The 21,594-nt window shown below is 29.3% G+C and carries 12 protein-coding genes; 6 read left to right on the forward strand and 6 right to left on the reverse strand.

From position 1 onward, the window contains the following. Nucleotides 1-351 precede the first annotated feature (351 nt). Together EDL80_RS01145 and thiE are read left to right on the forward strand one after the other, a co-directional pair. Nucleotides 352-1,173, forward strand: a complete 822-nt coding sequence (locus EDL80_RS01145) for a pyruvate, water dikinase regulatory protein (RefSeq protein WP_158406379.1) — start codon at nucleotides 352-354, stop codon at nucleotides 1,171-1,173. Between the two features lie 1,310 nt (nucleotides 1,174-2,483). Next, the gene (gene thiE / locus EDL80_RS01150) at nucleotides 2,484-3,530 is read left to right on the forward strand and encodes a thiamine phosphate synthase (protein WP_158406380.1); all 1,047 of its coding nucleotides are present in this window, start codon (nucleotides 2,484-2,486) and stop codon (nucleotides 3,528-3,530) included. A 1,326-nt stretch (nucleotides 3,531-4,856) separates the two neighbouring features. On the opposite strand, the gene EDL80_RS01155 is transcribed toward thiE, so the two are convergent. Continuing rightward, on the reverse strand, nucleotides 4,857-6,152 hold the full coding sequence (locus EDL80_RS01155) for an HlyC/CorC family transporter (protein ID WP_158406381.1): 1,296 nt from the start codon (nucleotides 6,150-6,152) through the stop codon (nucleotides 4,857-4,859). A gap of 141 nt (nucleotides 6,153-6,293) precedes the next feature. Here EDL80_RS01155 and EDL80_RS01160 point away from each other — a divergent pair, with 141 nt between their 5' ends. Beyond that, nucleotides 6,294-6,578, forward strand: coding sequence for a YggT family protein (locus tag EDL80_RS01160; protein ID WP_158406382.1), 285 nt, complete (start codon nucleotides 6,294-6,296; stop codon nucleotides 6,576-6,578). A 12-nt stretch (nucleotides 6,579-6,590) separates the two neighbouring features. Beyond that, nucleotides 6,591-9,161 carry an FtsK/SpoIIIE family DNA translocase gene (locus EDL80_RS01165; protein WP_158406383.1) on the forward strand — a complete coding sequence of 857 codons (2,571 nt, stop codon included), beginning with the start codon at nucleotides 6,591-6,593 and terminating at the stop codon, nucleotides 9,159-9,161. 460 nt (nucleotides 9,162-9,621) lie between these two features. Here EDL80_RS01165 and EDL80_RS01170 read toward each other — a convergent pair whose 3' ends face one another. Next, on the reverse strand, nucleotides 9,622-10,560 hold the full coding sequence (locus EDL80_RS01170) for a hypothetical protein (protein ID WP_230957217.1): 939 nt from the start codon (nucleotides 10,558-10,560) through the stop codon (nucleotides 9,622-9,624). A gap of 86 nt (nucleotides 10,561-10,646) precedes the next feature. Further along, nucleotides 10,647-11,822, reverse strand: coding sequence for an aspartate aminotransferase family protein (locus EDL80_RS01175; protein ID WP_158406384.1), 1,176 nt, complete (start codon nucleotides 11,820-11,822; stop codon nucleotides 10,647-10,649). A gap of 163 nt (nucleotides 11,823-11,985) precedes the next feature. Here EDL80_RS01175 and EDL80_RS01180 point away from each other — a divergent pair, with 163 nt between their 5' ends. After that, nucleotides 11,986-13,398 (forward strand): sensor histidine kinase, encoded by a 1,413-nt coding sequence (locus EDL80_RS01180; RefSeq protein WP_158406385.1) that lies wholly within the window; start codon nucleotides 11,986-11,988, stop codon nucleotides 13,396-13,398. Between the two features lie 1,119 nt (nucleotides 13,399-14,517). Then, nucleotides 14,518-16,578 (forward strand): DNA mismatch repair endonuclease MutL, encoded by a 2,061-nt coding sequence (gene mutL / locus EDL80_RS01185; protein WP_158406386.1) that lies wholly within the window; start codon nucleotides 14,518-14,520, stop codon nucleotides 16,576-16,578. 766 nt (nucleotides 16,579-17,344) lie between these two features. On the opposite strand, the gene dprA is transcribed toward mutL, so the two are convergent. The 3 genes from dprA to EDL80_RS01200 all read right to left on the reverse strand — a co-directional run bounded on the left by dprA (nucleotide 17,345) and on the right by EDL80_RS01200 (nucleotide 20,787). Continuing rightward, complete coding sequence (dprA, locus tag EDL80_RS01190) at nucleotides 17,345-18,469, reverse strand: DNA-processing protein DprA (protein WP_158406387.1); 1,125 nt, start codon at nucleotides 18,467-18,469, stop codon at nucleotides 17,345-17,347. 761 nt (nucleotides 18,470-19,230) lie between these two features. Further along, nucleotides 19,231-20,499 (reverse strand): beta-ketoacyl-ACP synthase II, encoded by a 1,269-nt coding sequence (gene fabF, locus EDL80_RS01195; RefSeq protein WP_158406388.1) that lies wholly within the window; start codon nucleotides 20,497-20,499, stop codon nucleotides 19,231-19,233. Between the two features lie 9 nt (nucleotides 20,500-20,508). Then, a complete protein-coding gene (locus EDL80_RS01200) occupies nucleotides 20,509-20,787 on the reverse strand; it encodes an acyl carrier protein (protein ID WP_158406389.1) in 279 nt (92 codons plus the stop codon). Nucleotides 20,788-21,594 lie beyond the last annotated feature (807 nt).

A 21,594-nucleotide genomic window follows, 5' to 3' on the forward strand; every position in this document is an offset into this window, starting at 1 on the left:
TGAATTTATTGATGATTATATTAAAAAATGTAAATTGAAATTTTTAGATAATGTATAATATGTTAATTATAGTAGAAAATGTGTCAGAAATTTTCTGATTGTTATATATTTGTAATGTTTTAAAATTGGTAGAAATATAATATATTTTTATAATGGAACTGTTACATTGAGTAGTAAGATTACGGTGGGTAATAAATTTCCTAATTATTTTTTTGGATATTGTGGAATTAGTAAATGTTATATATGTCAAATATTTTAGTAAAAAATTTATTTATTTTATAAATTTTATGTGTTTATACTTAAATAAGGCAATTTTTTGCGGATTTTATTTTGTGTCATGCATATATTTTTATGAGTAATCCTGTTATTTTAAATTTGCATCTCATTTCGGATTCTACATGTGAAACTGTTGCTGCAGTTGCAAGATCTGCGCTTGAGCATTTTAAGTCTGTAGAAGTTCATGAATTTGTTTGGTCATGTATTAACAGCTGTGAACAAATAGATAAAATTATGTTAACAATTGAGCATGATAAATATAATTTTATTATGTATACAATGTTTGATGATGATATAAGGAAATATTTAAAACAAAAAGCTGGTATCCAGGAAATACCATGTATTCCTGTGTTATCACATGTTATTAGGGAAATTTCTTGCTACCTAAATGTAAAAAAAGATCCGTATATTAGTGCTAGTATTGGATTGGATGATGAATATTTTACTCGTATTGATGCAATTAATTATACTATTGCTCATGATGATGGACAAAATCTTTGGGATATAGATCAAGCTGATATAATTATTCTAGGTGTTTCTAGAACTTCAAAATCTCCTACTAGTATATATTTGGCATATCGTGGATATAGGGTAGTTAATATACCATTAATAAATTCTGTTGAATTGTCTGTAGATTTATCAAAGATGAAGAATAAGCTGATAGTTGGTTTGACAATTGATATTGATAGATTAATAGAAATACGAAGGGCTAGATTGGTATCGATGAAAAATCAAAGTAATTATGGATATGTTGATTATGAACATGTACTTATGGAAATCAATGCAACGAAAAAAATATGTGCTAAGAATGGATGGCCTGTTATAGATGTTACACAAAAGTCTGTTGAAGAAATAGCAGCGACAATTATCCAGTACTTCAATAAAATGCAACATTAAAAGAATATTTGCGAGTAGAAATAATAGTCAGTTGATTTAAGTTTGCGTAATGTAGCTATGTAATAAGCAATATTGTCTTAATATGAATCAATATTATGTAATATTTATAATTTGCTATTGGTAATTACTATATTATCAAGAACTTTATTTATTTGATAGGATTTTGCTTAGTGATGCCATGTATATCAGTAGATGACCTTGTATCGTTTGGTATGTAATCCTCTTATTTATTATGTTATTTAATATACGGAAATCCTTAATTAGATTATTTTTGAGGCCACAATTGGGTTGCATGTTTATAATTAAAAAAGTTTAATGTGGTATTTTTATCATTCTTATGTGCCAATGCTCTATATGATTTCAAAGTTATTCCTATGATAAGTTATTTATTTCTTATAATGAGCTAATGGCGATAATTTTTTCATGATGTATTTATACTTGCTCATATCATTGCAAACTTGTTTTTACGCTAAGGTATTTATTTCTATGATGAAACAGTGATTAATAGGTTTTTCCTGATATATTTAATGCTTTCTCATATCATTGCAAACTTGTTTTATGCTAAGGTATTTATTTCTGTGGTGAAGCAGTGATTAATAGGTTTTTCCTGATATATTTATGTTTTCTCATATCATTGCAAACTTGTTTTTACGCTAAGGTATTTATTTCTGTGATGAAGCAGTGATTAATAGGTTTTTCCTGATATATTTAATGCTTTCTCATATCATTGCAAACTTGTTTTATGCTAAGGTATTTATTTCTATGATGAGGCAGTGATTAATAGGTTTTTCCCTAATATATTGATGTGCTTTTTCATATAATTTCAAGCTTGTGTTTATGGTAAGATATTTGCTTCTATGATGAGCTAATGGTTAGAGTTTCAAGTTTATTTCTATGGTAAGTTATTTATTAATATCCTGAGCTAGTGATTGGAGTGCCCTAGTATTATATTATTGACAATATTTTTAGTACCATAGTAAGTTGTAGGGTTTATTGTGTGAGTATTTTGTTTGGTATTATGTAATATATTATTGGTTGTGTTTAATGTTATTTCTAGGGATATAATTCGATAATGCTAGTGAAAAATGAAAGTTTTTTGCTTATTATTTAGTAGGTTATTTACTTCATATTGTGAATTAAACTAATACTCGGTATTAAGTATAATTGTAACATTATCTTTATAGGAATGTTGGTTCTTTTATATATATTGAATTAATTTGTCAAAACAATGTTGGTATATAATAAGTGATACTTTTATAAGAAGTATAGTCTGATATTAATTAAAATTTGTTAGTTGGGTCTTGTTTTTGATGTATGAATGTGGTGTTGATAAAATATGTATTGTAGATCAAGAAGATTTAGTACAGTTTTGTTCTATTCACTTGCATGAACTTACTGATGTAGTGAGTAGTGTAAGTTTGTTATATGATATAAAAAAAAAGAGCATATATGTAGTTAATGTATTTAACACAAATGGTAATTTATGTAGAGATTATTATTTTGATGGTAAAAAAGGCTTTTGGCTATTGTATAATAGTATAGAATCTAACACTAAAGAGGAATTCATTTCTACTTATAAAAAAACAAAAGTATTGGTAAGTAAATGTTTGAACTTTTCTGATTTTCAGAAGGATTCGTTAGTGTTGACTAGGGCATTTATAAATCAAATTGCTAATCAATGTGCTTGTTTTTTGGATGAGGAGTGTTTTCCAGTGGTTGTGTATAATAATAATAATTCTGCTAAAGTAAAATTTTATTCTATTGTAGAACCTATTGGATTCTATCAAATAGTGCCAAATTTGTCATGGTTAAAATATGTCATTAATTGTGGTGTCAAAGTAGTTCAGTTAAGGATAAAAAATAGATCTATGGATGAGATAGCACAAGAAATAAAAGAGTGTGTTTACATCGCAGATCAATATGGTGTCAAGTTATTTATTAATGATTATTGGGAACTTGCAATAGAATATAAAGCATATGGAGTTCATCTGGGACAAGAGGACTTACAAAATGCAAATTTTCAAGAGATATTTAACGCAGGATTGAAACTGGGTATTAGTACCCATTGTTATTATGAATTAGCAATAGCTAGGTATTTATCTCCTTCATATATTGCTTTTGGTCCTATTTTCCCTACAACGTTAAAAAGTATGGATTTTGTGTCACAAGGAATAGATTTATTAACTTATTGGGTTAAGCACTTACGTTATAATATTGTTGCTATCGGTGGCATTAATTTGTCTAATGTAGAGTCTGTAATTAAAACAGGTGTGAGTGGAATAGCAGTGATTTCTGCAGTGATCAATAGTGAATATCCTGATAGAGTGATTAGTAAATTTTTAGAAAAATGTGGTTGATTATATTAGTTGTTGTTTTAACCATATAGTACTATTATTTATTAGTTATGTATTTACTTTGTTTATTATAGTGTGCAATTTTATGTGTTAGTAAGCTTATATTTGTAAAAAAAGGAGAGAACCAATATAATTTTGAAATATAGAGTAAATAGTAATTTCATATAAAGTTATTTGAGCATTTGAAACATATAGGTTTCTCTGAAAGGAGAGTATAGATACTTGTAGTGTTTTTATTTTTATTAGTGAGATATGTGTATTTTGATTGTAGTGTGAGAAAAAAGTTCATAGTTTTTTTAGGATGTAATGTAAATTGGTAATTAGTAACATAGCGTTTACCTTTTTATGAATTGCACTTTGTATTGTTAGTAATAATGATATTATTAATTTAGATTGTAGATATAGATAATAAATAGACTAGATGTTGGTAATTAATAGTCACTTAGTTATTAAAAGATGTGATGTACTAACTATTTAGGTAGTATGGTCTTTATTATTTATACAATATATGTAATATGGATAATAGTTTAATAGCATTAGTACATACTTTCGTGAAAATTGAATTTTTATGTTTAGTGATAACATAAAGTTATTTGATATATGATAAGTATTTACTATGTTACTACTTCATGGTTATTTAATTTTCGATGTAGATGATGTTGCTAGCTATTTAAAAGTAATATAGTTCTACTGTTTTTGTAAAATATAGTAGTTAATATAAGATATACTATTTTAATTTATCAACATTACAATCATCTGCACCTGGATGCTTTATAGAATCTCTTTTTATTTTCTAAGTAATAATAGTGTTATTTTATGTAAAAATGTTCCATGTTATTGATAACAATTATAATAATATTGAGAAAAATACGTGTTGTTATGTAATATACTGCGTATATGTTGGTTGCAATATTTATGTTTTTGATGTTGTTGACAAATAGTAATGTTTTTTGAATGGATAGTTTTATGTATTGAATGTAGTTTCGAGTAAATAATAAATATAGTATCATAAACAATAATTCATTGATATTATATTTCTAATTGATGTTAGTGGTTTTGTTGTAAGTGGAATGTATCACCTGTTGAATGTTTTTAAGGATAGAGTTCTTTTATGTTTGTGTTTAAAAAAAGTGTTATGTAATTAAATAAGAGAAAGCATATATTTTTGTAATTTTTATTAGTTTATTTCTGTAAGAGAACAGTACTTAGCACGTAGTTACTTGTACATAACAATAAAGTTGTTATTGTTAACTTTGCAAGAAGTGAACAAAAATGTGTTTTATAAAATTAGTTGGAATTTAGTAGTTGTGAAATATATTGTATTCAGTGTCACTGTTTTTCGTTAGCTTGTATTACAGAAGTATTTTCTTGTGGTATATCTACTTGAATAACAGAAATTGTATGTCCATTTTTCTTTAGTATCTTAAATAATAAGCCATATAGTGAAAATTCTTCTCCTTCTTCTGGTATACGTTCAACTTCATATACGATTGCACCTGCTAATGTGGATGCATCTTCGTCGGGTAAATCCCAGCGTAATTGTCTATTAATATCCCTTATAGAGGTATCACCGTTGATGTGATATGTAGTATCAGAGATTTTTTTGATAGGAGCTTCTTTTGTAATATCGTGTTCGTCAGTGATATCTCCTACTATTTCTTCAATTACATCTTCTAATGTTACTATTCCTTGTAGGGTTCCATATTCGTCTATAACTAAAGCAAGATGTTTTCTACTTCTTAGAAAGTTATGTAATTGTACACTTAATAAAGTGGTATCTGGTACAAACCATGGTTTTGTCATTACTATATTGAGGTCTTCTTGAGTTATATTTTTGCCTTTTTCTCTGACTAATGTGATAACATCTTTAACGTGTACTACTCCTATAATTTGGTCTTCCTGGTTTTTCCATAATGGTATTCTACTATGTGGGCTTGATAATATTTTTTTTATTAAGTCATGTATGTTTGTGTCTATATTAAAGGCTAATAGATTTTTTCTGTGTGTCATTATTTGTGAAATTTCAGTTTCTGCAAGATCTAATATACTGCTTAACATGTCTAAATCTTGTTTTAGCATAGTACCTTTACTATCATGTAATGATATCAAATTTCGCATGGCATCAGCTGCAGAAATGATTTCTTTATCTTTGTGCATGTGCAGTATTTTCAAGATACAATCTATTATGTACTGTATAGATAAAGTTATTGGTGATAGAATTAATACACAAAATGATAATGGATAAGATATAAGTAGCCCAATCTTTTCTGGGTTGAGTATAGCGTAGCTCTTAGGTAATGCTTCAGAAAATATTAATATGAAAAATGTCATAGCTATTGTTGAAAACAGTATACCTTGAGGCCCTAAAATTTCAATTGAAACAGCTGTGGCGATTGAAGAAGCCGTGATATTAATAATAGTGTTACCTATTAGTACAGTATTAATGACTACTTTCTTTTTTTGGCTGAGGTTATGAATAATTTTTGCTCTCTTATTACCTTTCAGCATCAGCTTATGTACAAGAGAACTACTAAGTGAAGTAATACTTGTTTCAGCAGCAGAAAAAAATGCTGATAGAATTAGTAATATAAGTATACTAAATGTTGCAATTACCAATAAACCCATCAAGGATAAGATATTAAAGTAAACTATACATAATAAATAACAATGTTGTGTTTTTCAAGTTCAAATTTTCTATTTTAATTGACTATGATTTTAGTGTATTATACCCTTTAAGGTTATTTATATAAGAAAGAGCTATTAGTTATGCATCCTATTGTATATTTACTTGATACATTATTGAGTATTTATAACTTTTCTTTAGTGTTATGGATAGTATTGGGTTGGTTGATAGCCTTAAATATTGTGAATAGGTATAATGAGTTTATTAATAATGTTTTTTTGTTTTTGTCAAAACTCATGTTTCCGGCTGTGAATTTTATACGAAAGCTTTTTCCTTTTATTGTTTCTTATAGTTTTGATTTGTCTCCTCTTATACTACTAGTATTTATTAACTTTGTGAGATATGCTTTGCGTTACTACTTTGGGTAGAGAATTGTTAATATGAAACTTACATTTGATAAATTTATTTTCTTCTTCAGGATGTCTTTGTTATCTTGTACTGGAATGTTTCTTTTTCTATCGATTGTAACATATTCTAGTAAAGATCTGTCTTTTAATGTAGCAACTGGTGCTCCTGTACAAAATTTATGTGGAATTATTGGGTCGCATATAGCTGATATATTAGTGCAGATATTTGGAATATCGAGTTTTGTAATTGTATTGTTGATTATATTTCCTGTGTTGTTTAATAGGAAGATTTATCTATATCTTGTAAATGGGTGTAGCATTATAGTTAGTATAAGTGGCATTGTATCTAGTTTCTCTTTGGAGTTTATGGATAAGTATTATCAAGGAGGTATTCTAGGAACTGCTTTTCAAAAATTTCCTATGCCTATATTGTGTTGTATGACGATAATAGGTGTTGTGGGAGTTATTGGTTGGAAAAAGGTAGGGATATATTTTTACGATGTCATTTTAACAATATATTATAGAGTAACTGACTGGTTGAGTAATAATTACGGTACTAATTCTGTTGTAGCAGTAGCTCATTGTGGGAAACAATTGCATAATGCTTACAATGTAGAGCATGAAAAAGAAGTATCTATGGGCCAGGATTTAGTTAATGAAGGTCTAGCAAACGAAAGCTTAATAAGTGAAGATTTTTCAAATCAGGACTTACAGGATCAGGATCTGGAGGATGAAAGCTTAATAAGTGATGAGTTATCAGGAGAAGATTTTGAAGATGAAAATTTCATTGATGATAACTTATCGGCTCAAGACTTTGAAGATGAAGATTCTGCAGATGATGATGAATTATCCGATCAAAACTTTGAAGATGAAGATTTTACAGATGATGACTTATCAGATCAAGATTGTGAGGACGAAGATTTTACAGATGATGGATTATTAGATCAAGACTTTGAAAATGAAGGTTTTGTGAGTGAAGTATTTAGTCAAGAGCAAGATCATGGGAAAGTGAGGTCTACAAACCTTGAAGATAAACACTTAATGGAAGGTAAAATAAATTTTCCAGACTATGAGAAAGAAGTTGTCAGTTTTAACAACTGTAATGTGGTAAGTAGAAAACCTAGTTGTACGTTTGAATTGCCTAGTATTGAATACTTAGCTAAACCTGCTCCAGTAAGTGGTAGACAGTATTGCCCAGATGATAGCACAGCGATTTTGCTTAATAAAGTACTTAAAGATTTTTCTATACATGGAAGAATTGTTAATATCAGATATGGTCCGGTGGTTACATTGTATGAATTTGAACCATCTGCTGGTACTAAATCCTCAAGGGTGATAGGTCTATCTGATGATATTGCTCGTTCAATGAGTGCGTTATCAGCACGTATATCAGTTATTCCTGGAAGAAATGTAATGGGGATAGAATTACCTAACCATTATAGAGAAATTGTAATGTTGCGTGATTTATTAGAAAGTCCTCAATATAGAGATTCTAGCCTTAGGTTGCCTATAGCTTTAGGTAAAGGGATCGATGGTGAAGTAATTATAGCTGATTTAGTTAAGATGCCGCATCTTTTGATTGCTGGCACCACAGGTTCTGGAAAATCTGTTGCAATTAATACGATGATATTATCGCTGATTTATAGTTTAAGCCCAGATCAATGCAAAATGATTATGATTGACCCTAAAGTATTAGAGTTGTCAGTTTATAATTCTATACCGCATTTATTAACACCAGTAGTAACTGAACCTAAGAAAGCTATTGCTGCTTTAAAATGGGTAGTCAGTGAAATGGAAAGTCGTTATAGGTTGATGTCAGATATTGGTGCACGAAATATTGTTGGATATAATGATAAAATTAATGAAGCAATTAGTCAAAATAGATCATTAGAGAAGGTCTTCCAGACAGGGTTTGATAGAGAAACGGGTGAAGCAGTATTTGAAAAAAGATCAGTGGAACTTCGTGTTTTTCCTTATATTGTAGTTATAGTGGATGAGATGGCGGATTTGATGCTTGTTGCTGGAAAGGAAATTGAGTCTTCAATACAGAGGTTATCTCAAATGGCTAGAGCGGCAGGTATTCATATAATTATGGCTACTCAACGTCCTTCTGTTGATGTGATTACAGGAGTGATAAAAGCAAATTTCCCTACTAGAATTAGCTTTGCTGTGACTTCAAAGATAGATAGTAGAACAATTTTAGGAGAGCAAGGTGCTGAGCAATTGCTTGGTATGGGTGATATGTTGTACATGGTATCTGGAGGAAAAATAATACGTGTTCATGGAGCTTTTGTCAGCGATGATGAAGTACAGAATATTGTCTCGTATTTAAAATCTCAAGGTGTGCCAGAATATGTAGATGGTATTACGCAAGTTTATCAAGATTATGACGATATTATAGATGATAATGGTTTTGATCGTGATGACGATTTATATAAACAAGCAGTGTTAATTGTGATGAGGGACCGTAAAGCTTCTATTAGTTATATACAAAGGCAATTGAGAATAGGATATAATAGAGCTGCGAATTTGGTGGAACGTATGGAAAGAGATGGGGTGATTGGTATGGCTAGTACTGGTAAACGGGAAATATTGCTTGATTAGTTTATAAATATAATTTGTACTATCAAATAGTTTGAATGTTACCAAATATACTAATCTACAGCTGATTAATAGTAAGGAATAATTGATGTTGAGCTATTAATTATTTTCTAGTTTCTGTAGTGATTTTATTTGAGGTGTATCATTTATGTAATAAAGTTGTAGTTAAATTTAAGTGCAAATCGTGTTAGTAGGGTTTCTTTATTATTTTTGTTTAGTGAATACATCTGAGGTTATGTTATTAAAATATAGCTAAACTGTTATTTTGCTTTTGTACGTATATTGAGTATTCACATCTTTGTTTATATAGTGGTGATACTAGTATGGTAGTTTTATTTTGTTATATATATAAATGATATGTGATACCTATGTGATGATAGAGCTAAAGTTGTAACAAAAGGTAAACACCCCTATACGAGATGTAAATTTATTACACTGATATAAGAGCTAAATTAAAAATTTACTAAGACATACAACAATACTGTACCCGTTTGGTAGAGTCGTCGACAACATTTAATAAAGGTTGTACCAAGATTTGAGACTTACAAGGTTCTTCTTTAGGTGGCTTGTTAAGGCACTGTTCTGCAATAAGTGCAACTGTAAATGCAAATATTGTTGCCAATTCTATGATAAGTACAGGTAAATTTGAAAAATCGTAAAGATTTTGCATTTTACCTTCTAAAGACATTGCTTCAATTATATGGCATGCACAATGTGCTATTTCAACAAGTAAAACAATACCATACAAAATTGTAAACCACTTAGCATTCTTTTTCTTATCTTCTTGAATATTAGGATTTTTAGTTTTTATTGTAGAATCCGATACTCTTAAAATGCAAGAAAGTACACCAAATAAAGGAGCTAAGATTGATATGTATAACAATGCACATTCTAATCTTGCATTACTAGATGTATATAACATTAACAATGATGATACGCAAACTACAATCCATAATGCTTGTGATATGATAGTTAAAGAATTTTCAGAAACTTGTAGATCGTTTGAATATTTTACATATTTATCACATGTATACTTTTTTTTATTTGCACGCCTAAAGTCTATTGCTTGTTTTATTGCAAGTGCTGAATTTACAATTGCGCAAATGGTAAGTAAAGTATGAATTATATAGAAAACAATAGCAATTGTGCGTTTAATATTACTTGCTATATTTACTTGAGATGATATTAAATTAAACCCAGATGATGCTGCTTCTACTATTAAAGAAATAAAAGATATAGCAACAAAGATCCTGTCATAATCAATAGCGTTTGTAGAAGAACTATCACTGGATGATGATTGATTATTATATAGATCTTCTATTGCTATGTGCTTGAAACATGAAGCATCATTATCTCCTGGTCTGTTGTTTCCGAAAATATCATCATAACCTTTGTGTAGCATAACATAACCCTCCACCACTTTAAATTAAACAATAAGGAGCTTTTAATGTAAACTCAATTAACAAGTATAAACTAATTATTAGCTAACTACAATTTATTCTTATTTTCTTGTAGATAGCTTTCTAAAATATTTATACCTTCATCAATTTCTTGCTGAGTTATTATTAAAGGTGGTATTACCCTTAAAACGTTACCACGTGCAGTACTGAGTAGTAAGCCATAATTTACTAAATCTTTCATTAATGCTCTACTGTTGGTATTGACTTTTACTCCGATTAACAACCCTTTCCCTCTTATTTCTTGAATCACTGGAAATTTGTCGGATAGGTCTTCTAGTTTTTTATGTAAATACTGACTATTCTTAGTTACATTTTCTAAGAATCCGGGTTTTAGAATTTCATCAACAACGGTTCCAGCAATAGTAGTTGCTAGTGGATTCCCTCCAAAAGTAGATCCGTGCATCCCAATTCCCATAAACTGAGAGGCATTACGGGTTGATAAGCACGCTGATACTGGAAAGCCGCTACCTAATCCTTTTGCAAGGGTACATATATCAGGCATTACATTAACGTGCTCATATGCAAAAAATTTTCCTGTTCTTCCAGTTCCACATTGGACACAATCAAAAATCAGTAATATGTCGTTCTGATCACAGATTGCACGTAATTCCTTTATAAAAGAAGCATCTAGTACATTAATTCCGCCTTCACCCTGGATAGGTTCTATTAATATTGCTCCTGTGTTTTCGTTTAATGCGTTTTTTACAGCTTTAATGTTAGGTTCTACACTGTCAAACCATTCAACATATGGCTTTAGCAGAGGAGAGAAATTGCTTGGTTCATTTGCTGAACACGCAGCATAAGTTCTACCATGAAAAGAGTGTTGTAATGTAATAAACCTATAGCGTTGGGTATTACCCTTACCACACTGGTATGACCGTGCTATTTTTAACGCACAATCTACAGATTCAGCTCCTGAGTTATTAAAAAATACTTTATCTGCAAAGCTTATGTCTACTAATTTTTGTGCTAACTTTATAGCTTCAGGTATTGTGTGTAAGTTTGATAAATGCCATAACTTTTCACCTTGCCTTTTTAAAGTTTCTACTAGTACAGGATGCGCATGTCCTAAAGAACTGGTTGCAATTCCTGAATGAAAGTCTATGTATTTTTTCCCATCATGACCATATAGGTAGACTCCTTTACCATGCGAAAAAGTAACAAGTGAGGGATCATAAACCTGTAAAATTGGTGAATCCTGCATGAAAGCTGCTCCTTAAAACTTTGAACTTTTAGATAATGTACTAAAATACCAACTAACGCGTAACTTAGGATAATATAATATTGTTATATGTCAACTAAGAAAAAGTTTATAAAAATACTATTATATAAATAATATTATACTCATTATGTAATTAGGTTTATATATGAAGTCTGTACGAATTCTATTATTAGTATGTTTACTGGTTACCTTATTTTTTGCGATTGGATATACACATGTATACTTGAAAAATGATTATTTATATGAAGTTTCAAAAGAGATCAATGTTAATATTAAAGCAATACTAGTCAATTCTGTAATTAATAAGTATGCTCAATTATTAGCTAAGGCTCCAAGTCATATGGGGACTAATGCGTATTATATGGATTTACTGATCAGGTTGCGTGCTGAATTTTTAAAGGCATTGGATGGAGTTGAAGATTTTCACGTTATTTTATATAATGTTGATGGTAATGTGATATTTTCTAATAAAAGTAGTGATGAAATTGCAGAACAAGATTTACTACTTCGTTCTAGTGATATGAATTCGTTATTGAGAGGAGAATATATAGACCATAAAGTTAAGAGTAGTGCAGATGTTGTTTCAATATTTCCTATTTTCCCGTTGGGTGACCAGAGTCATCATCCTTTGATGTTTTTAAAGATTATTAAAAATTCTGAAAACTTATCTAGTTTCATTGTTGATTTCTATACTATATTTTTAGTTATCGTTGTTTTAATTATTGTCATATTTGTAGTTGTAACGTGGTGTATATATTATAGAAATACAAAGATGCTTAGTAAACAATATGATGTAAATCTTAAGTTGAAGGAAGCAAAGGAAATAGCAGAGCAGGAAAATATTAGTAAGTCACAGTTTCTTGCAAATGTTAGCCATGAATTACGTACTCCTTTGAACTCTATTATTGGATTTTCAGAAATGATAAAAAGTGAGTCTTTGGGGCCTATAGGAAATTCTGATTATAAAGAGTATGTAAATGATATACATAGTTCTGGTGTACATTTGTTGAGTTTAATTAATGACATTTTAGATTTTTCTAAAGCTGAGGCGAATAAATTGGTGATAGAATTTATAAAATTTGATTTAAGCAAGATTGTCTCATCATGTTTTAATATGATGATTCCGCGGGCTGAAGAGGCGAAAGTGTACCTAGAGAAAAATCTACCATCTGATAAGGTAGTAATGGTAGCTGATCCTAAAAGGATAAAACAGATAATCATTAATTTATTGTCTAACTCAATAAAATTTACTCCTGAGAATGGAACTGTAAAATTAGTTGTTAGGTATAATCTCGAAGATAAGTTGATTGTTATTGAAATTACTGATACTGGAATAGGTATAGCACAGCAAGATTTATATAAAGTTATGTCTGTTTTTGGGCAGGTCGATAGTAAGCATTCTCGTAAGTATGAAGGTACGGGATTGGGATTACCTTTAAGTAGGAAATTAGTTGAGCTTATGAATGGTGTATTCAAAATAAAGAGTGAACCAAATGCTGGTACTGTAGTCACATTGACTTTCCCTTATACTGAGGATTTACAGGGACAAGAATTTTAGAGTTATTGGGAATTAATAAAACTGTGATTGCTTTTTAGTGATTGGATAGTATGTGATTTTAAACAAGGACTCATCTATTATATTTTCTGAATAATATGTAAATGTTATTTTGTAGTAAAAGTATTTTAGAATATTGTGTATTAAATTTACATCATTACATATTAGTGTTAGTGAGACTTAAATTATTTTTAGTGATTAATTTAAAATATATATTTAAGTAAGAGAATGTACTCTCGCTATTTCTAATTTTTCATCTTCTGTATATTCAGATATATTTATTATTTACCATCCGATCAATAAAATGTACTGTGTATTTTATGTATAACATATTGCATCTATTAATAATTCTTTGAATGATATGGATGTACAAACAATCTTATAAGTCTGCTTGTTTATAAAGAAAGAATGCATGAATAGAGTCTAGTATATAATAACACTAGTGTTTTCTAGTTTTATTTATTGTTAATTGAAAATACAGTGAAAAGTATGTAGTACTTGTAGTGTGTAAGTTGTGTCTATGTAATTGTTGTATAAAAATTATCAGTGTGAGAATGTATTATTTTTAAGTAGGGTGTAATTTTGTCTTTTTAATTAGCAAGAGCATAAACATTCAATGTGTAATTAATAAAAAGTGTTTCAATTTTTAATATATAAGAGTAGGACTATAAGATAATGATATGTTGCTTGTTGTATTGTCTTTAACTTTTCGGTGTTATATAGAATGTAAAATGATTATATAAGTATTTGTTTGTATAGAATATTATTGTGTATCCTACTAAATTGAAAAGTTGTTTATCATCTGATTGTGTTGTTTACAGCATTAAAAACATATCAATACTATGTGATTATCTGTATATTAGGTAATTGTCTTGTTATTAGATGAGTTTGCTAGTTTTGTTACTTTGCTGTCTTGATATTTTATTTGTACTGTTAGCGTAATTTTGGTACCGTGATGCAGTTGAAATAGTATTTTTTATAAGTATTATTTAGAAATAATATCTGGTGTATTGGTATAATTTAAATTCTATTTTATAGAATAAGTATTTTATAGTTGTGCTAGTGATCTCTTATTGTTATTTCTTATATACTGTAATTGTGTATTTATTTGAATGTTAGCATATGTCGATTATATTATTAGATCCTAGGACAATTAATAGAATTGCTGCAGGTGAAGTTATAGAATGTCCTGCTAGTGTAGTTAAAGAACTAGTTGAAAATTCGATAGATGCTAAAGCTACTACTATTAGTGTTACAATAGAGCGTGGTGGACGTAATTTAATACTTGTAAGTGATGACGGAGTTGGTATTAGAAAAGAAGATATGGAAATTGCATTTGTCCGTCATGCTACATCTAAACTTCCTGATGGTGATTTAACTAGAGTAAAATCTTTGGGGTTCAGAGGAGAGGGGCTGACTTCTATTGCAGCTGTTGGTAAAGTAAAAATGATATCTAGATCTCATGATTCTGATACAGCTTGGTCAATAATAATTGAAGGTGGAGAAAAGGTACAAGAATTAATACCAAATGCTCTTTCTTGTGGTACTTATATAGAGGTACGTGATTTATTTTTTGCTACTCCTAATCGATTAAAATTTTTAAAGACTGAAAAAGCAGAAGTGCAATCCATTATTGATATGGTGAATAAACTAGCTATGGTAAACCATAGCATTATATTTTCTTTGTATGTTGATGGTAAACAGATATTAAAGTATTTAAAACAGCAATCAGAAATTGATAGGTTAGCTGAAATTAAAATTTTAGGTATGGAATTTTATAAGAATTCTTTGCCAGTACATTTAGTTGAAAATATGATAACTTTGACTGGTTATATTGGTCTTCCTACTTTGAGTCGGGGTAAGTCAAGCCTTATATATACATTTGTAAATGGACGTCCTATTTATGATAATATGTTAATAGGGGCAGTTAGATATGCTTACAGTGATTTTATAGAAAAGGATAAGTATCCAATAGTTGTATTGTATATTAATATGCCATGTGATCAAGTTGATACTAACGTTCATCCTAATAAGTCTGAAGTTAGGTTTCAGGATAAAAGGTTAATATATAAAGTTGTAGTAAATGCAATCAAGAATGCGTTAGCTATTAAAATTAGTCATAAATTAAGGTCTATTAGTAATTTGGGAAATGATCCGTTTATAAGAGATAATATTACTAAGGTAAAAAATTCAACAAATGTTGTTGATAAGTATTCTTTAGGTGAACAGTGTTCTGAGAGTAATTTAAAACGGTATTCATCTATTGATGATTTTGAAACATCTAATTCAGATGTACAATCATTTACTATAGATAATTTATCTGTAAAAAATAATGAAATATTGAACAATACGTTCAATGTTAGTGTTAATAATAATTTTGAGGAATTTTTTGTTTTGGAGGATAAATCTAAAAGTGGAAATTCTCATGTTGATGTGTCGTGTATAGTTAAAGAAGATCGAAAGGACCTACACCCGAGTGACTACGAAAAACAAGGATTGTATTGTGTGGTAAAAGATCATGATATGATTCCTATTACTTATAATAAGAGTGAAAATACAATAGCAACTAGTAATCAGCAGGAGAATAGTTTAATTGATTGTGATCCATTGGGATATGCTGTATGTCAGATACATAGTAGATATATTATATCCCAGATACGAGATGGGATTATTATTGTTGATCAACATGCTGCTCATGAAAGATTAGTTTATGAATATATGAAACAGGTTATGGAAAAAGAAGGTGTAAAGCGTCAGATATTATTGATACCTGAAGTTGTTGAAATGAATAATAGCTGTGACTTAGAGGTGCTAATGGAGTATAAGGCAAAATTATTAAAACTTGGGTTGCTTATTGAATCGCTTGGTAATTTGTCAGTTATAGTGAGAGAAGTACCTGCGATTTTTGGTAGTTTTGATGTAAAGGCATTAATTTGTTGTATACTTGATAGTATTGTAGAAGTAGGAGATACTTTGTTTTTGGATGATAAGATTAAAGATATATGTGCTACAATAGCATGTTATAGCTCTATTAGGAGTGGTAGAAAATTAAAAATTGAAGAAATGAATGCTCTTTTAAGAAATATGGAAAATACGTCACATTCTGGGCAGTGTAATCATGGCAGACCAACTTATATAAAACTAAGTTTGCTTGAAATAGATAAGTTGTTTTTAAGGAGATAACATAAGGTTATTTTTCTATATGTAAGGTAATACCATTATAATTTTTTATACGTTAGTGAAATATTATTTTTTCATGTGGTAGATAATGGATTTATAGTTTGCAATAGGTTATCCTCATAATAGATTAACTGTGGAGGATAGAGATGTTTTTTTATCAAAGCAAGAATAAATCACAGGGAAAGGTATTTCTATATATACATTAGGATGATCTATTTATGCAGTTGAACTGATATTAATAATTTACTTTATAAATATAATTGCATCGGATTATGTTAGATATAGAACAGCAATTTCTAATATATACTTATGGCATTATAAAGTTCTGAAAACTATGTTTTGTTATGTATCGGGAGTGTATTGTTGTTTATTGTGCTTGTCTTACTATTTATAGAGTTATTGAAGTGTATATATGACTGTCAGAATATACTAATTTTAGTTGAGTTATATAGTTTACAAATTCAAGGTAGAATTGTTAAGGTATTGTAATTTGTAGTATTGTAAAAGTATATTAAAAAAAATTGTATTTTGTTGAATGTAGATTGAGTATTGTTGTTTATTGTGCTTGTCTTACTGTTTATAGAGTTATTGAAGTGTATATATGACTGTTAGAATATACTAATTTTAATTCAACAGTGATTTTTATAAATGAAATATGCCTATTGAAATGGTCTATGTTTGTAATGTTTTAAATAGCATATAGGGTTATATTACAGTAAGACAACTGTTCTATTTGTGTTTTTGTGATATTGTAAAATTGGAAATTCATTTAGTTGTGTATAAGCATCACCTTATTATTAGGTAATCTTTCTATTTTATGTGATGTTTCTAATTCTAGTAGTGCTATTAAGGTAGTACTTATACTTAAGTTGGTTGACACAATGATTTCTTCAATTTCAACGGGGCTATGGGTTATGTGTTGTAAAATAAGATTCTTTGCATTATGAATTTCTGTAATGTTTTGATAATTTGTAATATTATCAAAAAGAGAGTGTTGTACGTAATGATGGTTGTTGAACTGTAGACTTTCTATTATGTCGTTAGTCTGTTCTATGAGTTTGGCTGATCCTGTTTTAATTAAGTAATTGCTGCCTTTATATTTATAGTCAAAAGGTGATCCAGGTACTGCAAATACTTCTCTATTTTGATGAAGTGCAAAATTTGCTGTTATTAAAGATCCTGATTGCATGGATGCTTCAACAACTGCTACTCCTAGTGATAATCCAGAGATTATACGGTTACGTTGAGGAAATAGTTGTGCTTTTGGTAACATAGCAAATGGACACTCTGTTGTAACTAGTCCTCCATTATCTATTATTGCTTTATATAAAGTTGTATTTTCTTGTGGGTATACTATGTTAATTCCGTTACCCATTATAGCAATTGTTGGCAAATGTTTAAAAATTATGCTATGTGCGGACTTATCTATTCCTTTAGCTAATCCTGATACAATTGTAAACCCCGCGTTTGCTAACTCATAAGATAACTTATAAGCAAAATTTTGTCCATTGATTGATGGGTTCCTACTTCCTACTATAGCTATGATTTTTTGCTTCAGCAGTGATATATTTCCTAATGTTGTAAGTATAGGTGGATAGTCATGAATGTTACGTAAGTTTTCTGGATAATCTTCATCGAAGACTGTAATTATTCTGCCTCCTATTTTGTGAGTATTTTCAATTTCTTGTTCTACTGTTTCAATGGAACATATAGTATGGATTTTATTGTATGTTTTAGATTTTTTGATTAATTCTGGTAGAATTTCTAGTATGTTATCACATGTTTTATATATTTTTATTAATGCAGAAAATGTTGATGGCCCAATATTTTGTGTTCTAATTATTCTAAGACATGATACAAGTTCTTTGTAAGATAGTTTTTTTTGAATTTGCATGATTGATTTGTTTTTATACTTAAAATATAAGTTAAAATATTAAGTAAGAATAATCAAACAATTAATTACTACATTGTAAAAAAGAATAAAAAATTTACTAACTAGTACACAAGAGATATATTATTTTGATTGCTAAATGTTAAAACATATCTGTCTAACTAAAACCAAATGAGCTAGATATTGAATAGTTCACTTTATATTCTTTATCGAAATGTTATTTTTGGTTTTGGTGTAGTTTGCTAAATTTCAGTGATAAACTTGTTTAATGAAAACCATGATGACAGGAAAGTTAATAATTCTCTGTGTGCTTCAGTAGATTATTGATAATTTTGGTGCAACTTGCTAAATATTAGTAGTGCGTGTGTGTTACAGAAAACAAAGAAATTAAATAGTAAATAATTTACTATGTGTTCTTTATCCGAGGTGTTATTTTTTTTTGTTTTGGTGTAGTTTGCTAAATTTCAGTGATAAACTTGTTTAATAAAAACCATGATAACAGGAAAGTTAATAATTCTTTGTGTGCTTCAGTAGATTATTGATGATTTTGGTGCAACTTGCTAAATATTAGTAGTGCGTGTGTGTTACAAAAAACAAAGAAATTAAATAGTAAATAATTTACTATGTGCTCTTTATCCGAGGTGTTATTTTTGGTTTTGGTGTAGTTTGCTAAATTTCAGTGATAAACTTGTTTAATAAAAACCATGATAACGGGAAAGTTAATGACTCTCTGTGTATTCTTCAGCCTATTATTTTGGATTTTATCATAACTTACTAAATATCAGTGATACATTTGTTCCACCAAAGCCAAAAGAATTAGATAGAGCATAATTTACTGTATGCTCTTGTGCAGTTAATGGAACAAGATTTAATCTTGGATCCTCAGATGAATCATATAAATTAAGAGTAGGTGGAATTATTCCGGTATTTATAGCAAGTATAGAAAATATAGCTTCAACACTTCCAGCTGCTCCGAGCAAATGTCCTATGGAAGACTTTGTTGATGATATTGGAATCTTGTATGCACTATCTTTAAATACTTCTTGTATTGCATGAATTTCAGTACTGTCGCCAAGAGGAGTGGACGTTCCATGCGCGTTTATATAATTTATAGAATCTGGACTTAGCTGGGCAGTACTTAGTGCTAGTTCCATGGATTTTTTCCCACCTTTTCCTTCTGGGTGTGGTGCTGTCATATGATATGCATCTCCGGTCATACCATATCCTATTAGTTCTGCATATATTTTTGCTCCACGTTTTTTAGCATGCTCGTAATCTTCTAGTACAACTATGCCAGATCCTTCTCCCATAACAAACCCATCACGTTGTTTATCCCAAGGACGTGATGCTAATTCTGGGCTATCATTGAATTTTGTCGATAGAGCTTTTAATGCGGCAAACCCTGCAATACCTATGCGACATATTGCACTTTCAGCACCACCTGCTATTATAACATCTGCTTCCCCGGATTTAATTATTCTTGCTGCGTTACCTATGGTTTGTGCACTTGTTGCACATGCGGTTACTCCTGCATCATTAGGTCCTGTAAAACCATATTTTATGGATATATGGCCGGGTAGTAAATTAATTAAACTTGCGGGAATAAAAAATGGACTAATTCTTTTTGGTCCACGGTCCTGTAAACAAAGAGTTGTTTTTTCTATAAATGGTAACCCACCTATTCCGGATCCAACTACTACTCCTACTCTACTATAGTCAAGATTATTGTAAGCTAACAAATTTGAGTCGTTAACTGCTTGAGCAGCTGCTGCTATACCAAAATGAATAAAAATATCCATTTTTTTTAGTTCTTTTTCTTCTATCCAGTTTGTTGGATCAAAAATGTATGCTTCAGAGTCTGATTTCATTGTTATCTGACCAGCGATTTGAGAATCAAGGTCAGATGTATCAAACCTGTTGATTTTCTTTATTCCTGAGGCTCCTTTACATAAGAGATCCCACACTGCTTTTGTGTCGCTTCCCAGTGGAGTTGCTAAACCTAAACCAGTAATAACAACTTTTCTTTTTGTCATAAAATAACTCTAGTTAGTTTTGTCTGATAGTTTATTACGTATGTACTCCTCTATTTTATCTATAGTTTCGAGCCCTTGTGCTTCTTCGTCAGAGATTTCTATAGAAAAACGATCCTCTAAGCACATTACAAGGTCTACAAAATCTAGACTGTCTAAATTTAAATCTTTTGCTAAGTTAGTACTACCAGAGAGAGTAGCTTGTTGCTCATCTTTAAGTTTTAAACAATCAATTACAATTTTAATCACAGTATCTTTGATAGACTCTGACTGTGTATCGTTGTTTCCCATAATTTATCCATTAAAAATTGAAACAGTATATACTGAACATAAACTTGTAAGAAAATAAACATTACACACTAACATATGTCATGTTAAACTTACAAAGAACTAAGTTCAGCAAAACAATAAAGTAAAATTTTTGTAATGCTGTTATCAGTTGAAAACAAAAACTGTACTTACTAGTGTGTAATATATAACATACGTCTGTAAGAATCAACCTATTTAATAAAATATCACTTATGGTATATAAAGGTATTATATTGCTAATTTTACTTATAATGCATTGTTGATGTTGTTTAATGTACCAACATCTAGAAAGTTATGTACTATGTTACTAGTATGCTAACTAATTAATATCAAAGATATTGTTACTTTATACATGTATTTTATATTGGGTGTCACAGTTGTTAAGATGTGTGAAGGCATCTGTTCTTTTGGTAGTAATTGTTATAATTTTTGATTAGCTTGAATAAATGGATAATGTTGTTGTAGATATAATGAGATTATCAGGTTATATCATTAATATAAAATGATAACTTCAGATATAGTTGATTGTGTGTATTTGTTATAACATAATGTATTTTGTTGTTTAAATTACAGGATTGATATTCCTTAACATAGTTAATCTAGATATTAGTTTATAATTATTTATTTTAATGTGCTTATAGTTTTTATATTTTAAATATATTAAAAATATTATTACATTTTTATTAAATTTACAATATATATATAAGATTTTCATAAGATTGCTAACTTTATAAGCTATAATGTATACTTATTAATAAATAATAATAAGTATAAAATGACTGATTGTTG

Origin of the sequence: Ehrlichia ruminantium, assembly GCF_009728835.1 — a bacterium.
Classification (GTDB): Bacteria; Pseudomonadota; Alphaproteobacteria; order Rickettsiales; family Anaplasmataceae; genus Ehrlichia; species Ehrlichia ruminantium_B.

Coding starts and splice junctions, on each gene's coding strand:
- EDL80_RS01145 (WP_158406379.1), top strand. CDS start 352: ATGAGTAATCCTGTTATTTTAAATTTGCATCTCATTTCGGATTCTACA.
- thiE (WP_158406380.1), top strand. CDS start 2,484: ATGTATGAATGTGGTGTTGATAAAATATGTATTGTAGATCAAGAAGAT.
- EDL80_RS01155 (WP_158406381.1), bottom strand. CDS start 6,152: ATGGGTTTATTGGTAATTGCAACATTTAGTATACTTATATTACTAATT.
- EDL80_RS01160 (WP_158406382.1), top strand. CDS start 6,294: ATGCATCCTATTGTATATTTACTTGATACATTATTGAGTATTTATAAC.
- EDL80_RS01165 (WP_158406383.1), top strand. CDS start 6,591: ATGAAACTTACATTTGATAAATTTATTTTCTTCTTCAGGATGTCTTTG.
- EDL80_RS01170 (WP_230957217.1), bottom strand. CDS start 10,560: ATGCTACACAAAGGTTATGATGATATTTTCGGAAACAACAGACCAGGA.
- EDL80_RS01175 (WP_158406384.1), bottom strand. CDS start 11,822: ATGCAGGATTCACCAATTTTACAGGTTTATGATCCCTCACTTGTTACT.
- EDL80_RS01180 (WP_158406385.1), top strand. CDS start 11,986: ATGAAGTCTGTACGAATTCTATTATTAGTATGTTTACTGGTTACCTTA.
- mutL (WP_158406386.1), top strand. CDS start 14,518: ATGTCGATTATATTATTAGATCCTAGGACAATTAATAGAATTGCTGCA.
- dprA (WP_158406387.1), bottom strand. CDS start 18,469: ATGCAAATTCAAAAAAAACTATCTTACAAAGAACTTGTATCATGTCTT.
- fabF (WP_158406388.1), bottom strand. CDS start 20,499: ATGACAAAAAGAAAAGTTGTTATTACTGGTTTAGGTTTAGCAACTCCA.
- EDL80_RS01200 (WP_158406389.1), bottom strand. CDS start 20,787: ATGGGAAACAACGATACACAGTCAGAGTCTATCAAAGATACTGTGATT.